Origin of the sequence: Novosphingobium sp. PY1 (assembly GCF_017312445.1) — a bacterium.
GTDB lineage: Bacteria > Pseudomonadota > Alphaproteobacteria > Sphingomonadales > Sphingomonadaceae > Novosphingobium.
In genome coordinates this window covers 189,971-204,659 of sequence record NZ_BLTI01000016.1, presented here as the reverse complement: position 1 = coordinate 204,659, position 14,689 = coordinate 189,971, and the positions used below count along the sequence as shown (strand labels likewise).

Sequence of the window (14,689 nt, the reverse complement as noted above, 5' to 3'; positions counted from 1 at the left end):
GCGAAGAAGCGAAAGAATGCGCGCGCCGGCGCTATTCGCGGGCGCGATCTATCCCTGCCAGGACGGCGGGCGCGGCAAGAGCGAGCGGCTCTGCCGAAACGAGCACGGGCGCATGCCTGCGGGTATTGCGCAGACCCGGCTCAGGCAACTGTGCCAGCGCCACGGGCGCACGCGGCGCCTTGACCGCCGATGACTCGGCCAGCGTACCGACCTGCATGCTCGCAACCTGCGACGCACGCGCCTCGGCCGGACCGATCTGCGCGGCAAGGCCCGTCAGAAGTGCGAGCAGAGTCAGGATCAGGCGGTTCGCCATGCGGACCAGATAGGGGTGGGCGATGTAATAGTCCACCCGAACCATAGCTTCGACCTGCAATTTGCACAGCTCGACCAAGTCCGGAAGCGGTCCCGGTCGTGCGCGCAATGCGCTTGACGCCGCGCGCGCACGCGTTACCCGCTGCAGGCATGGCATACCCCGTCTCACCGCTCGCATCGCCCTTTCCCGCCCTGCCGCCGATTGCCGGCGTAACCGCGCGCGTCGTGCGCGCCGGGTACAAGGACTGGGGCCGATGCGACCTGACTTATGTCGAACTCGACGAAGGCACCAGCGTCGCAGGAGTCTTCACCCGCAACCTGTGCTGTTCCAGCGAAGTGGAGCTGGGCCGCGCGAATGTGCGTCAGGGCAAGGCGCGCGCGCTCGTCGTCAACGCCGGCAATTCCAATGCCTTCACCGGGTACCGCGGCCGCGAAGCGGTGGAGCAGATCATGGGCCAGGTCAGCGCACACCTCGGCTGCCCGCTGGAACAGGTCTTCGTGTCCTCGACCGGCGTGATCGGCGTGCCGCTGCCCAAGGACAAGGCTCGCGAGGGCGTCGACAAGGCGCTGACGGCGCCGCCCTGCACCTGGGAAGACGCCGCCAATACCATCGCCACGACCGACACTTTCGCCAAGGGCGCGACTGCAACAGCCATCGTCGATGGCAAGACGGTGACGATCAGCGCCATCATCAAGGGTTCGGGCATGATCGCGCCGGACATGGCAACGATGCTCGGCTATCTCTTCACCGACGCGGCCGTTGAGCCGGCATTCCTGCAGGAATGCCTCTCCGCCGCGAACCTGCGCACTTTCTCGTGCATCACCGTCGATTCCGACACCTCGACCAGCGACACGGTCATGGCCTTCGCCACCGGCAAGGCGGGCAATGCCCCCCTCGCCTCGTTCGAAAGCGCCGGTGCCGATGCCTTCGCCGCTGCCGTCCACGACGTGTGCCGCCAGCTTGCGCACCTCGTCGTGCGGGACGGCGAAGGGGCGCAGAAGTTCATCGCCGTAACCGTCTCGGGCGCAGTCTCGGACGAAAGCGCGCGCAAGGTCGGCCTTGCCATCGCCAATTCGCCGCTGGTCAAGACCGCCATCGCCGGCGAGGACGCCAACTGGGGCCGCGTCGTCATGGCCGTGGGCAAGGCGGGCGAGCCGGCCGACCGCGACAAGCTCTCCATCGGCTTCGGCGGCACCTGGGCCGCACGCGAAGGACTGCCGCTCGCCGACTACGATGAGGCCCCCGTTGCCGCGCACCTGAAGGGACAGGACATCTCCATCGAGGTCGACCTTGGCCTCGGGGACGGCCGGGCCACCGTGTGGACCTGCGACCTGACGCACGGCTACATCTCCATCAATGCGGATTACCGCAGCTGATGAGCGTTCCGGTATTCACCATCTGGGGGCGGCTGAACTCCCACAACGTCAAGAAGGTCGCTTGGTTCGCCGAGGAACTGGGCCTGAAGTACGTGCGCCACGATATCGGCGGCCAGTTCGGCTACACCGAGGACTATCTCGAAAAGAACCCGAACCGCCTGATCCCGACGATCGAGGACGGAAAGCTGGTCCTGTGGGAATCGAATGCGATCCTGCGCTACATGGCGGCCGAATACGGCGGCCCGCGCTGGTACCCGCACGACCCTATCGACCGCGCGCTCGCCGACCGCTGGATGGACTGGCAGATCACTTATGCCGACGCCCAGCGCCTGCCTTTCCTCAGCTTTGCCCGGACAAAGCCGGAAGAGCGCGACATGTCCGCCATTGCGCGCGATATCGCAAGGTGCGCGCAGCAGCTTGCGGTGATGGAGCGGTATCTCGGCGAAAAGCCGTGGCTGTCGGGTGGCCAGTTCGGCGTCGGCGACATTCCCATGGGCGTCTATGCCTATACCTTGTTCTCGCTGCCGTTCGACAAGCCAGAGTTCCCCAACGTCACGGCTTGGTATGAGCGTATCAGGGAGCGTCCCGGCTTCGCCCAGCAGGTGATGATCCCGCTGACATGATCACCCCCGAACTCACCCGTGCCGTAGAGGCTATCATGCGCGATGCCTCGGATCGCGCCATCGCGCCGCGCTATCGCTCGCTTGCCTCCCACGAGATCATCGCCAAGGCCGCGGACGATGTAGTGACGGTCGCCGATCATGAGAGCGAGGCGATCCTTACCGAAAAACTGGCCGCACTCATGCCCGATGCCGATGTCGTGGGCGAAGAGGCAGTCCATGCCGACAAGTCGGTGCTCGAACGACTCAAGGACCGGCTCTGCTGGATCGTCGACCCGCTCGACGGGACAATGAACTTTTCACAGGGCAAGCCGCCGTTCGGCATTCTCGTCGCACTGGCCGACAAGGGTGAGACCATCGGCGGCTGGATTCTCGACACGCTGACCGGGCGTTTCTGCCATGCCGGAATCGGCACGGGCGCCTGGATCGACGGCGAACGCGTGGCCGCGCGCACGAGCGGCGAGTCTCCGCCCGTCGCGGCGATCTCGACGATCTTCATGGACGAAGACGCGCGCGAGAAGGTCATCCGCCATATCGCCCCGCATTACCGGCTGGTCGACATTCCGCGCTGCGCGGCCGAACAGTATCCACGCCTCGTACTGGGCACCAACGACATATCGGTGTTCAACCGCACCCTGCCCTGGGACCATGCCGCGGGCGTACTCTTCCTCAACGAGGCGGGCGGCAAGGCCGCGCGGCCGGACGGCAGCGCCTATCGCGTCGACGAATACGAACGCCGCGAACTCCTGGGCGCGTCATCGCCCAAGCTGTGGGACGAATTCGCCGAAATCATCGCCCGCATACGCTGAACCCCTCCCACCCTGTAAGGTGAGAGGGGTTCGGCATTTCGCATCGCAGGCGCCGGGGCGCCCGTGTAGGGATCGTTCAAATGCTGCTTTCGATCCAGCCCTTGAGCGCGCTCTTGGGAGCGGCGCCAAGCTTGTCGGCCACCTTCTCGCCGTTCTTGAACAGCACGAGGTAGGGGATCGACTTCACGCCGAAGCTGGCCGGCGTGTCGGTGTTCGCCATGATGTCCATCTTGGCGATGGTCACCTGCTCGCCCAGTTCGTCGCTGATTTCCTCGAGAGCCGGCCCGATCATCTTGCACGGACCGCACCAGTCCGCCCAGAAGTCCACGAGAACGGGCTTGTCGGACTTCAGGACATCGTCCTCGAAGCTGGCATCGGTGACGGCAATGGTCGGCATGAAATGACTCCTCAAATCGGGTTTGACTGCAATCTAGGGAAGAAACCGCTCGTGACAACGCCTGTGCGGTGAAGCTTTACTCGGGTGGCAAGAAGTCCGGCTTGTGCGCTGCAAGGATCTCGGCAGGCACGGTGATGAGCCGCGGGGCGGTGGTGTAGAGCAACGCCACTTCCACAGCGCGGCCCGGAAAGGCCACTTCGAGCGCGGCTGCGTAGGCAGCCATCTGACGCAGGTTGCCCTTGGGTACGCCCTCCAGCGATTCGGGCGGCCGGCGCGACGTCTTGTAGTCGACGAGGCGGACGCGCTCGGGCTCGACGACCAGCCGGTCGATGGCGCCCGCCACGACCTGCCCACCGACGATGGCGGCCACCGGTACTTCGGCAAGGCTCCCCTCGGCGAACAGCGGTGCCCAGTCCGGATTGGCAAGAACCCCCAGGGCATCGCCCAGCATCGCCTCGCGCTGCGTCTCTTCCAGATCGGCAGCATTGCGCGCAAGCCAGGCGCGCCCCGCCGCTTCGCGCTCGGCCAGCGCCACTTCGGGCAGGCGCTCTAGCAGCTTGTGGACCAGCGTACCGCGCCGCGCGGCATCGCGGCCCGCTCCGGGCGGGAACGGCGGATCAGGCGCTTCCTCCTCGCCCAGGGCCGAAGGCGCGAGCGGCCTTGGCGGACGCGGTTCGGCAGGCGGCGCGCGGTCCAGCCAGACCGGCAGCGGCTCGGGCAAGGGCAATTCGACCGGGCCGGTTTCAGGCGCGACGGGCTCCGGCAGCTCGCCCCATTCGCAGCGCGCACCCCAGACCGGATCGGCGACTTCGGCTTCGGGCGGAAAAAGATCGCGCAGGCGCGCGTACCAGCTCTTGGGCGCAGGCACGCCCTTGTCGCTCTTGCCCAGCGCGCCGCCGACGAACAGCGCTTCTTCCGCGCGGGTCATCGCGACGTAGAGCAGGCGCCAATGCTCCTGCTCGTCCGCCGCACGGTTGGTCTCGATCTCGTCCCTGATCCGCCCGATCTTCTTTGCCGCCGAGGGGATAGGGGGAAGCGGGATCTTGCGATGCTCATCGCGCGGGTCGGGCAGATCGAGGCCGCGGTCGCGGCTGCGCTCGGGATTGCCGGTCGCATCGGCGAGAATGACAATAGGCGCCTGCAGGCCTTTCGAGCCGTGGACCGTCATCACCCGGACAAGCCCGGCGGCGCTGTCCGCCTCGCGCTTCAGTTCGCCGTCACCGGCATCGAACCAGGCAAGGAAACCTGCAAGGCTTGGCGTGTCGGTGGCAACATAGGCCTGCGCGGCGTTGAGCAGTTCGTCAATGGGATCGTTGGCCTCGCTGCCGAGCCGGCCGACCAGCTTGCGCCGGGCCTGCCACGGTCCCACCAGCAGCCAGTGCAGCAATTGCTGCGGTGGTTCGAAGTCGGCCAGTGCCAGCAGCGCGCCCAGTTGCTGCAGCACGGCAGCAACTTGCGGATCCGAGCTGGCGCGCAAATGCGACCAGAGACGCGTGTGCTTGTCCCGGTAGCCGTGGCGCAGCAATTGCTCCTGGCTCCAACCCACCAGCGGCGAGACGAGCAGGCTGGCGAGGTTGAGATCGTCGAACGGCTGGACCGCGAAGCGCAGCGCGGCGACGAGATCCTTTACCGCCAGCGGCGCGCCGAGCCGGAGGCGGTCGACACCGGCAACGGGCACGCCTGCAGCATGAAGCCGCCCGACGATCAGCCCGGCAAGTTCCTTGCGCTGGCGCACCAGCACCATGATGTCCCCGGCATGGGCGCGGCGCGGCTTGCCTTTCTGCAAGGTGAAGCCCGGAGCCATCGGATCGAGCCATGCCCTCACCTGCCGGGCGATGCCTTCGGCCATCTGGCGGTCGGGCTTGGAAAGCCAACCCTCCTGCCCTTCATCCTCACCCTCGTCGCGCGGGTCATCGTCATCGTCGCCGACCGCCGCGCCAACCGGCTTCCACAAGGCGACGTATCCGGGCCGGTCCTGCCCGTCATGGCGCTCGGGCGCATCGGCGAGACCGAAATTGGCATGGCCGATCCCGCCGATCGCATCGTCGACGAAATCGAGGACTTTCTGCGCAGTGCGAAAACTGCGGTCGAGGCCAAGTTCGAGCAGGTTGCGCGGACGGAAATTGCTGCGCAGCATTTCTGCATTCTGCGCCGCCTCGTTCATCTTTGCGCGCACTTTCTCGGCGGCGCGGCGGAAGTTCTCGGGGCTCGTGCCCTGGAAGCGGAAGATCGCCTGCTTGTAATCGCCTACAACGAAGAGCGTACGCATCAGGTCGCCATGCTGGCCAAGGCCGGCCCAGAACTCCTCGGCCATGGCAAGGATGATGTCCCATTGCGCGGCATTGGTATCCTGCGCCTCGTCGACGAGAATGTGGTCGAAGCGGCGGTCGAGCTTGTAGCGGATCCAGTCCGCCTGCGACTGGTTGCGCAGCAGATCGGCCGCGCGGCGGATCTGGTCGTCGAAGTCGATCAGGCCCTCGCGCTGCTTGGCTTCGTCCCATGCGAGAGCAAAGGTCCGGCCTAGCCGCAGCGCGGGGACCAGTCGCTCAGTCAGTTCCAGCAATGCCTTGGCCTCGCGCACCCGGGCGATGCTCTCCTGCACGCGCAGTACGTAACCCTCGTAGTCGGGATCGCGTTTGAGAATATTCGTCAGTTGCTTGGGCGCATCGGTCGTCTTGGTGAACAGCCCGAAATAGAGATCGTCGATGGTCGCGGCGCGCTTCTCCGGCGAAGCGGAGAGCCACACGACCGAGGCTTCGGCGCCTTCTCGCCCGGCCTTGGTGTCCCAGTCTGCCAACGTCTCGCAGCATCGGCGCAGAGAGCGCACGTCGAAGCGCTCGTCGCTGCACAGATCTGCCAGATAGACCTCGTCGGCATCGCTCGGCAGGCCCAGCAATCGCAGCACGTTCTCGCGCATCGGTTCCTGCCAGCCGCCGGGACCGAACCACGCCTCACGCGCCGAGGCGCAGCGCAGCAGGAAAGCCTCGACCGCATCGGGTCCGTGCCTCAGCGAGAGGTCGCTGATGGCGCGCAGCAATTGCGGATCGCCCCGGGGCTCGCTCTGGGCCGTGACCAGCAGGTCGGCCAGAACCTGCCGCGCAAGCAGCAAGCGCTCGCGGTCTTCCATCGGCCGCGATCCCGGGATCAGCTGCGCTTCGAGCGGGAACGTCGCCAGCAGCCACTGCGAAAAGGCGTGGATCGTATCGATGCGCAGGCCGCCGCCGGGACAGTCGAGCACGGCGGCAAACAGTGTGCGTGCGCGTGCCATGGTCTCGCCATCGGCCTTGGCGCCGATGGCATCGAGCCTGGCGAAAAGCTGCGTATCCTCAAGCCGCACCCATTCGGCGAGAGTGCCGTTGATGCGCGCCGCCATCTCGGTCGCGCCAGCCTTGGTGAAAGTCAGGCACAGGATCTGCGAAGGATCCACGCCCGGCTGCAGCAGCAGGCGCAGCACGCGCGAAGACAGAACCTGCGTCTTGCCGGTTCCGGCCGAAGCGGAGAGCCACACGGTCTCTTCGGGATCGACCGCGCGCATCTGGTTGCCGTGAAGGGGATGGACGGTGGCCGGACCGCTCATGCCGCGTCCTCCCCGCTGCCGCCGAGCGTGGTGATCCACTCGTCCAGGCGCATCAGTTGGTCGTAATCGGCATAGCTTGCCAGTTCGGGATTGAGCCGCGCGGTAAAGGGCTCGGCGCCCAGGATCCACTTGTCGAGCGCATCGTTGAGGAAAGCCTCGGTCTCGTCCAGGAACTCTTCGCGCAGGACCATCTTCTCCTGCTTCTTCGGATCGTCGGTGACCGGTTCAACCGCATAGCCAAAGTCGTCGGTGCGCGGCTTCTTGGCGAGCGACCAATACTCGAAACCGCTGGCTTCGCCCTCGACGCCCTTGAAACCGCCTTGTTCGGCGATCATCGCGATCAGGCCGAGCTGCAGCGCAAAGCCTTCCTTGACCTGCAGCGGCCGGGGCGGGCCTCCGGTCTTGTAGTCGACAACCGCAAGCGTGCCGTCCGCCTTGCGGTCGATACGGTCGGCGCGGCCATGGATGCGCACATCGCGGTACCGCATGTCGCCCCAGGCCTCGACGCACAGCACTTCGCGGCCCTGACCCTTCTGGTCGGCAATCATTGCATCGAACGTATCGAGCGCCGCGGCCAGACGCGGCCACCAAAGCGCCCGCATCAGCGGGTGCGCATTCGCTTCGTCAAGCACCTGTTCGGCTATGGCGTGCAGACCGCCCCTGGGCTCACCCGACTTGTGCCACAGTTCGAGGATCCTGTGCGCAATCTCGCCCTTCCAGGCTGCGCTCGGTTCAGCATCGAGCGCATCGAGCGTGCGCAGGCCGAGGATCGAGCTGGCATAGAACTGATAGGGATCGCCGCGCAGGCGATCGAGGCCGGTGACCGAGATGTCAACCTTGCGCTGCTCGGCATCGGGCATCGGCTGGGGCCGCGGATGAGGCGCCACCTTCGCCGCCTCGTCAAGCCTGCGCGCCAGTCGCAGCGCCTCGCTCTCGACATGGCGCGCGGCCTGATCGCCGAGCATCGCCTTCACGCGCAATACGAAGCGGGAAGGAATGACCGGGCCGCCTTCGTCGCGCTGCGCCCAGCTCAGCACCACTTCGGGCGCGCCCAGTGCTGCAGCAAGGTCATGCGCGGCAAGGCCGATGCGGAAATCGGCTCCCGGCACGCCCAGCGCGCGCAGAACGGCAGGGGGCAACAGCGAATCCTGCGAAGGCGACGCAGGCCAGGTACCCTCCACCAGTCCGCCGCAGATGACCAGATCGGCACGGCTCATGCGCGCTTCGAGCAGGCCGTAGATCGATACGCGCGGATGCCCGCCCCAGGGCGGACGCACCGAGACGCGGTCCATCGCATCGCGCAGCACCGCGTGCAGTTCGCGCGGATCTAGGACAGTGCCCGCCGCGCTCGCCGCGCCGCGCAATTCCTCAACGAACGCGCTGAGGGCGCGGCCGTCCGGCCCGGTCCACAAGGCATCCCCGCAAAGCGTCTCGGCAATTTCGCTGAAGGCGCCGAGCAGGACTTCGAGCGGCTCTGCCTCGCCAAAGGCGAACAGCGGCGCCAACATGTCCGCAACCGATGCCCACCACTCGCCGAGCCTGGCTTCTTCGGCGAGCACGGCGATGGGCGCCAGCCCCGCTCCCGGTCGCGGACCGCGCAAGGCGAGGTCGAGCCTGCGGGCATTTTCCAGCCAGCGCGCGCGCCCTTCCCCCGACCCGGCCAATGGATGCGTCAGCAGGGCGATGAGCGGCACCGGCGCGCCCTGTTCGGCGACCAGTTCGGCCAGTAGGAGCAGCAGCCGTCCCGCAGCGGTCTGTGGCAAGGGCCGTCCGGCGGTATCGTCTGCCTCGATCCCCCAGCGTTCCAGATGCGCAACGACCCGCCCGGCAAGGCCGCGGTTGGGCGTGATCAGCGCGACGCGGCGTTCGGGCGTTTCCAGCGCCTCGCGGATCATCACCGCAATTGCCTGCGCCTCTTCGCCGGGATGTGCGCTTTCCATGAGCCGCACGCCGGAGAGGCGGCGCTTTTCAGCGGGCAGATCGACCCAGACGGAGGAGGCGCGCGGCGGCAGGAACAGGTTGGAAATGACCTTGCTGCGCTCCGGCGGTGCGGCGCCGTGCCCCGAACGGTGCCAGGGCTGCACTTCGTCGCGCGCAATGCCCATGCGGTTGAGCAGCAATTTGAGGTGATATTGCGGATGGGTCACCGCATCGCTGCGACCGAAGGGGGGATCGTCCGGCTCGACCGGATTTCCGGCCGTACCCAGTTCGTCCCAGACGCCAGCATCCAGCGCCAGATCGAGGTCGGGCAGGATCACCGAACCGCCGGGCAGTTCGCTGACCACGCGCAGCATCTTCGCCAGCGCCGGAGAGGCGCTGGTAACACCGGCGGCAACGATCGGATGCTGCGGCGGTTCGGCGCGCCAACGCTTCGCGGCATGTTCAAACAGGCGGTTGCGGCGTTCGGGCGCGTCGATCTGCCCGCGTTCGGCCAGTTCGGCGATCCAGTGTTGCTGCACTTTCAGGAAAGCGCGGGTATTGTCCGTCCAGTGCCCGGCAAGATCTCCGACGATGCCGATGACCCGCTCCGTCATCAGGTCGATCGGCGCAATCCCCTCGACCAGCAGCCGGTCCATGGTGCTGCCCAGTTCCCACGCGCGGCGCAGGAGGGCCGCGCCCTTCCCGGCCTCGTCGCCCTCGACTTCCCGCAGGTAGTGGGCAAGGCGCAGCCAGCGCCGCATCGGATCGGCAGCCGGCGGAATGTCGGCAGCGCCCAGCGGATCGAGCAAGGGGCCGAGCGTCTCGTCGAGATCGAGGTCACCTGCCACGGCCATGCGCGGCAGCAGCATGCCAGGCGTCTCGCTCTCACCCGAATGGCGCACGAAAGCCTCGGTGACGGTGCGCACCGCACGGCGGCTGGGCAGGAGCAGCGTCAGCCGGGCAAGGCCGAGCTCCCCTTGCGCATAGCGCGGCACGAGGCCGGCCACGAGGGCATCGGCAAACCCGCGGTGCGCAGCAATCGAGTAAACGCGCGGCCCGGCCCGATCAGGCACGGGGCAGCCATGCCTCGGTGGGCTTGATGGCGCCCGGATCACCGACTTCGAACCACAGGCCGGTATGCGAAATGCCGTAGAGTCGGCCTTCCTCGATCGCGCGGGACCACAGGACATTGGTCGAGAACGGACCTTCGGGCGCATCGCGCAGCAACCGGTGCGACACGATCTGGATGCCGGTGTAGATGAACGGCGCGACCCGCCCCTTGCCGCGGCGGCTGACCTTGCCCGCCGGATCGAGGTGGAAGTCCCCCTCCCCGCGGTAGTTCAGCGCACGCGGGTGCGGCACCAGCAGCAGCAGCGCGTCCATCCGTTCAGGATCCCACGCCTGCGAAAGCTCGGCGAAAACGTCGCTGGGCCCGTCGAGCCAGATGTTGTCGCTGTTGAGGCAGAAGAACGGATCGGGCAGCATCGGCGCGGCCTTGACCATGCCGCCGCCGGTTTCCAGCAGCACCTCGCGCTCGTCCGAGATCGTGACTGCTGGCCCCGTCTTGCGCACCTTCATGTGGCCTTCGAGCGCATCGGCAAGATAGTGGACGTTGACGACCGCCTTGGCGACGCCCGCGTTTTCGAGCTTTTCCAGCGCATGATCGATCAGCGCCTTGCCGCCGACGCGCACCAGCGGCTTGGGCTGCGAGGCGGTGAGCGGGCGCATGCGCTTGCCCAGCCCGGCGGCCAGGATCATCGCCGTGTCGCTTGCGAGGGGTTTGCCGCTCATAGCTCGAACTTGCCTCCACCAGCCTGCCGCACATCAGCCGGAATATTCGCATCGAACCAATGCGCCACCGGAGCGAGGGCAGGATGCGCAAGGTCGCGCTCCAGCAGTGCCCAGACGCGCGGGATCATGTCGAGGTAGCGCGGCTTGCCGTCACGCTTCCACAAGCGCACGAAAATGCCGACGATCTTGGTGTTGCGCTGCGCGCCCAGCCTTGCGTAGTCGGCGAGGAAAGTGTCGGCATCCACGCCGCTCGCCTGTGTGTAATGGTCGAACATCTGCGCTTCCAGTTCAGACGGGACATCGCGGCGCGCATCCTGCAGCAGCGAAACGAGATCGTAGGCCGGATGGCCCACCAGCGCGTCCTGGAAATCGAGCAGCCCCTGCTTTTCCAGCGCACCCAGAAGCATGATGTTTTCCGCGTGATAGTCGCGCAGCACGGTCACGCCCGGATGCTGGCGCGGGAGCATGCTGCCCAGCGCCGCATTCCAGGCGGCGACGAAGCCGGGCACGTCGACCTTGAGGCCCCGCGCCGCGCAGTACCAGTCGACGAAAAGCCGCGCCTCGCGCTGGTATTCGCTCATCGAGTACTCGAGAAACGGCCCCGGCGGCAGGCGGTGCAGCTTCACCAGCGCATCGACGGCACCCTTGTAGGTATCGGTCTCGTCCGCGGGCCACTGGTCAAGGTAGTCGCGCATGCGCGCCTCGCCGAAGTCCTCGATCAGGACGAGGCCGCGTTCAGCCTCCTCGGCGAGGATTCGCGGCGCGCGCATGTCATTGGCATTGAGCCAGTGCGCGGCGCGCAGGAACGGCCCCGGATCCTCGTTGGGCGGCGGAGCGTCCATCAGCATCGCCGTCTCGTCGCCCCGGCGAATGCGGAAATAGCGGCGAAACGAGGCGTCGCCCGGTAGCGGCTCGACTTGCGAGCCGGCCCAGCCGGCAGTTTCAAGAAAGGAATCGAGGCCCGCAGGCAGCATCACGGCAGTGTCCGTCATATCGGCATTCGCCCTAGCCAATCCCCCCCCGCCTCGACAATGGCGATCCGCCCCTCATCCGCAATTTCCAGCGTGATGGAGAGGCAGCCCGGCTCATGCGCGAAGCCACCGGCGTGATCGGGCCATTCCGCGATCATGGCAGCACCCTCGCGGTAGTCGTCCAGGCCGATTTCCTCGGCCTCGGACGGATGCGCGAGGCGGTAGAAGTCGGCATGGACGAGCGGCAGGCGCACGAGGGGCGGTTCGTAAAGCTCGACAATGGCGAAACTGGGCGACGGCACTTCGCCCAGGTACCCGAGGCCGGCGATCACTGCCCGGGCCAGTGTCGTCTTGCCGGCGCCCAGACCGCCTTCGAGCGCCACGACATCGCCCACCTGCAACTTCGCGGCAATGGCGCGGCCCAACCGCTCCATCGCGGCGAGATCGGGCAGATCTATCCTCATGGCAGTTCGACGATGGCGCTGGTGCCCCGGCCCGGCTCGGATTCGAGCTTGAGCGATCCGCCGTGCGCCTCGACCAGCTGCCGGGCGAGCGGGAGCCCCAGGCCCTGGCGCCGTTCGACGCTCTTGCCGTCGGCGCTGACCTTCATCCCGTCCAGAGCGCGCGTCAAGCTGCGGCTGTCGAGGCCCGATCCCTTGTCCTGAACGAGGATCTGCGCGACTTCGCCCTGCGGTGTCTTGCGCGAGGCGACCTGCACGAGAATCCGCTGCCCGCGCCTGGAAGCGGCGATGGCGTTGTCCACCAGATGGCCGATGGCACGGCCCAGCCGCTTGCGGTCGCCAGTAATCGGGCGCGGCAGCCCCTTGGCCTGCAGGTCCAGCTCAAGCCCCGCCTTTTCCAGCCGCCCGGCGCGCTCTTCCACAACGCTGCGCACGAAGGGCATGAGTTCGATCTCTTCCTTCTTGAGCGGAAGCATGCCGGCCTCGCTCTGCGAGAGATCGAGGAGGCTCTCGATATGTTCGCCAAGCTGGTCGACCGAGGCGAGAATGTCGGAGACATATTCGCGTCCGCTGTCGCTAAGATCGCCGCCGAGACCCGCCTGCAGCAATTCGGCAAAGCCGCCGATGGAGGTGAGCGGCGTGCGCAGTTCGTAGCTCATGTTGGCAAGGAAGCGGGTCTTGATCGCATCGGCTTCCATCAGCGCCGCGTTGCTTTCGCGCAGGGCGTCTTCGGCCTTTTGCGAATCGGTGATGTCGAGCACCGCGAGAAGGCCGTTGCCGTCGGGCAGCGGAACGCCTGCAAATTCCAGGATACGCCCGTCGGCCAGGGTGATCCGGCCACCTTTCTGGGTGCGATCGAGCGTCGCCGCGCGCACGACATTGCCGACAAGTTCGGCTTCCGCCCCGCGCTTGAGGCGCGATGCGATCTTCTTGAGCAGTGCCTCCACATGCGGGTGGGTGTCGAGAAAATCGCTGTCGAGCCCCCAGTCGGCTGCGAAACGGCGGTTCCAGATCTGCATGCGGCCGTCGGGCGCGAAGACCGCAATCGATTCGAAGAGGCTGTCGAATGTCGCCGTGCGGGTGCGCAGCAGGGTGTCCCGCACGGCCGACAGGCGCAATTGTTCGGTACGGTCTTCGACAATGAGCAGCAGGCCGCCGTCCGGGTCAGGCTGGGCGACAATGCGCAGATGGGTGCCATCGGCCAGCGACCAGGCCTCCTCCTGCGTGTCGCCCGAGGCGAACCACCCTGCGCGTTCGCGCCGCCAGACCGGAAAGTCGCGCACTTCGGGAACACGACCGACATCGCGCGCCGCGTCGAGCAGGCGCTCGAAGGCAGGCGGGTCCTGCATCATCCTGGCGGAGAACTTGAACAGGCGCTGGAATGGCTGGTTGGCGAACGACAGGCGCCGCTTGGCATCGAACTGCGCCACACCGGCCGAAAGCTGGTCGAGCATGGAGCGCTGGGCATCGCGGAAGGCGCGGAACGAGCGCGACATTTCCTCGAGATCCTCGATGTCGACGGCATAGCCGGCAACGCCGTCGTTCCCGAGCGGCAAGTCGCTGACGCGCAGCGCCCGCCGCTGGCCATTGATCGTGGCCGAAACGATGCGCTCGATCGGCGCGCCCTTCTCCCGCGCGGCCTGCGCCACGTGCGCAGGCGTATGGCCGTCAACCGTCTCGACGAGTTCGACGCCGGCCGCCACGACCGCTTCGGCGCTTTGACCGCCGACAGCCGCGACATAAGCCGAATTGACCAGCTGCAACTCGCCGTCGGGGCGGCGGAACCACATCGGCATGGGCGCGGCCTCGATCAGCGAGACGAGCGCGGTGAAGTCCCCTCTCGCCCGGGCCGCTTCCTCGCGCAGGCGAGCCAGTTCGCTTTCGCTGTCGGAAAAGTCGAAGACCCAGACGAGCGCGGCGCCGCCGGGCGAGACCTGCGGATCGGCGAGATGCCCGCGCAGCGCCAGGCTGCGGGTGGAATTGCGCGGGGTGGCGACCAGGCGGAAAGGCGCGGCCGTCTTCTGGCAGCGGCGCACCGCTTCGGTCAGCTCCGCCAGCTTCTCGGCAGGCAGGCCCCGTTCGGCGGTATCGAGTTCGGACAGGAACTGCGGCACGCCGTCGAGCCCGAGCCACTGCGCCAGACGCGGACTCGCCTCGATCCGCCCGTCGGAACGTACGAGCAGGGGAATCGCTGGCGATTCCTCCACCATGCGGGCAAGCCTGCGCGCCGAGCGAAGCGCCCCTTCCGCCCGCTTCTGGCGCGTGCGCGCCGAGAGGATCGCCCAGGCTGCTCCCAGCGTCCACGCCGCGAGCAGCAATCCGATCAACAGTGTTACGAGGCGCTCCTGGTCCATCGGAGATGGCTATGGTGTGCCTTGCCCGTGATGACAATGGGTTGGTTGCGCTGCAATGGACGCAATCCCCCATCCGCGCGCCTCCGTTCGGCAGCGCGCA

11 protein-coding genes are annotated in these 14,689 nt (G+C 67.1%); 3 read left to right on the top strand and 8 right to left on the bottom strand.

All coding sequences use genetic code 11. From position 1 onward, the window contains the following. Positions 1 to 31: 31 nt before the first annotated feature. Complete coding sequence (locus tag J3474_RS20605) at positions 32 to 391, bottom strand: hypothetical protein (RefSeq protein ID WP_242528513.1); 360 nt, start codon at positions 389 to 391, stop codon at positions 32 to 34. Positions 392 to 462: 71 nt separating this feature from the next. On the opposite strand from J3474_RS20605, the gene argJ reads away from it, so the two are divergent. Genes argJ through J3474_RS20590 form a run of 3 tightly spaced genes read left to right on the top strand, consistent with a single transcriptional unit; the run spans position 463 to position 3,118 of the window. Further along, complete coding sequence (gene argJ / locus J3474_RS20600; RefSeq protein ID WP_013833927.1) at positions 463 to 1,689, top strand: bifunctional glutamate N-acetyltransferase/amino-acid acetyltransferase ArgJ; 1,227 nt, start codon at positions 463 to 465, stop codon at positions 1,687 to 1,689. Continuing rightward, positions 1,689 to 2,312 carry a glutathione S-transferase family protein gene (locus J3474_RS20595; RefSeq protein WP_207095422.1) on the top strand — a complete coding sequence of 208 codons (624 nt, stop codon included), beginning with the start codon at positions 1,689 to 1,691 and terminating at the stop codon, positions 2,310 to 2,312. Before argJ ends, J3474_RS20595 begins: the two co-directional genes overlap by 1 nt. Next, positions 2,309 to 3,118, top strand: a complete 810-nt coding sequence (locus J3474_RS20590; protein ID WP_207095421.1) for an inositol monophosphatase family protein — start codon at positions 2,309 to 2,311, stop codon at positions 3,116 to 3,118. Before J3474_RS20595 ends, J3474_RS20590 begins: the two co-directional genes overlap by 4 nt. Before the next feature lie 76 nt (positions 3,119 to 3,194). Here J3474_RS20590 and trxA read toward each other — a convergent pair whose 3' ends face one another. The 7 genes from trxA to J3474_RS20555 form a co-directional block, all read right to left on the bottom strand. Further along, positions 3,195 to 3,515 (bottom strand): thioredoxin, encoded by a 321-nt coding sequence (gene trxA / locus J3474_RS20585; RefSeq protein ID WP_007014895.1) that lies wholly within the window; start codon positions 3,513 to 3,515, stop codon positions 3,195 to 3,197. A gap of 76 nt (positions 3,516 to 3,591) precedes the next feature. Beyond that, positions 3,592 to 7,092, bottom strand: a complete 3,501-nt coding sequence (gene addA, locus J3474_RS20580; RefSeq protein ID WP_207095420.1) for a double-strand break repair helicase AddA — start codon at positions 7,090 to 7,092, stop codon at positions 3,592 to 3,594. Next, positions 7,089 to 10,085 (bottom strand): PD-(D/E)XK nuclease family protein, encoded by a 2,997-nt coding sequence (locus tag J3474_RS20575; protein WP_207095419.1) that lies wholly within the window; start codon positions 10,083 to 10,085, stop codon positions 7,089 to 7,091. Before J3474_RS20575 ends, addA begins: the two co-directional genes overlap by 4 nt. Continuing rightward, a complete protein-coding gene (locus J3474_RS20570; RefSeq protein WP_007014892.1) occupies positions 10,078 to 10,803 on the bottom strand; it encodes a nucleotidyltransferase family protein in 726 nt (241 codons plus the stop codon). Before J3474_RS20570 ends, J3474_RS20575 begins: the two co-directional genes overlap by 8 nt. Continuing rightward, entirely contained in the window at positions 10,800 to 11,795 is a 996-nt protein-coding gene (locus J3474_RS20565; RefSeq protein ID WP_242528512.1) for an aminoglycoside phosphotransferase family protein, read from the bottom strand. Before J3474_RS20565 ends, J3474_RS20570 begins: the two co-directional genes overlap by 4 nt. Continuing rightward, a complete protein-coding gene (gene tsaE, locus J3474_RS20560; protein ID WP_207095418.1) occupies positions 11,792 to 12,238 on the bottom strand; it encodes a tRNA (adenosine(37)-N6)-threonylcarbamoyltransferase complex ATPase subunit type 1 TsaE in 447 nt (148 codons plus the stop codon). Before tsaE ends, J3474_RS20565 begins: the two co-directional genes overlap by 4 nt. Next, positions 12,235 to 14,589 carry a PAS domain-containing sensor histidine kinase gene (locus J3474_RS20555; protein WP_207095417.1) on the bottom strand — a complete coding sequence of 785 codons (2,355 nt, stop codon included), beginning with the start codon at positions 14,587 to 14,589 and terminating at the stop codon, positions 12,235 to 12,237. The genes tsaE and J3474_RS20555 overlap by 4 nt, the downstream gene beginning before the upstream one ends. Positions 14,590 to 14,689: the final 100 nt, after the last annotated feature.

Excerpts from the sequence above, each read along its gene's own strand:
- J3474_RS20565 (WP_242528512.1), bottom strand. The coding sequence starts at position 11,795 with ATGACGGACACTGCCGTGATGCTGCCTGCGGGCCTCGATTCCTTTCTT.
- addA (WP_207095420.1), bottom strand. The coding sequence starts at position 7,092 with ATGAGCGGTCCGGCCACCGTCCATCCCCTTCACGGCAACCAGATGCGC.
- trxA (WP_007014895.1), bottom strand. The coding sequence starts at position 3,515 with ATGCCGACCATTGCCGTCACCGATGCCAGCTTCGAGGACGATGTCCTG.
- J3474_RS20595 (WP_207095422.1), top strand. The coding sequence starts at position 1,689 with ATGAGCGTTCCGGTATTCACCATCTGGGGGCGGCTGAACTCCCACAAC.
- J3474_RS20555 (WP_207095417.1), bottom strand. The coding sequence starts at position 14,589 with ATGGACCAGGAGCGCCTCGTAACACTGTTGATCGGATTGCTGCTCGCG.
- argJ (WP_013833927.1), top strand. The coding sequence starts at position 463 with ATGGCATACCCCGTCTCACCGCTCGCATCGCCCTTTCCCGCCCTGCCG.
- J3474_RS20590 (WP_207095421.1), top strand. The coding sequence starts at position 2,309 with ATGATCACCCCCGAACTCACCCGTGCCGTAGAGGCTATCATGCGCGAT.
- tsaE (WP_207095418.1), bottom strand. The coding sequence starts at position 12,238 with ATGAGGATAGATCTGCCCGATCTCGCCGCGATGGAGCGGTTGGGCCGC.
- J3474_RS20570 (WP_007014892.1), bottom strand. The coding sequence starts at position 10,803 with ATGAGCGGCAAACCCCTCGCAAGCGACACGGCGATGATCCTGGCCGCC.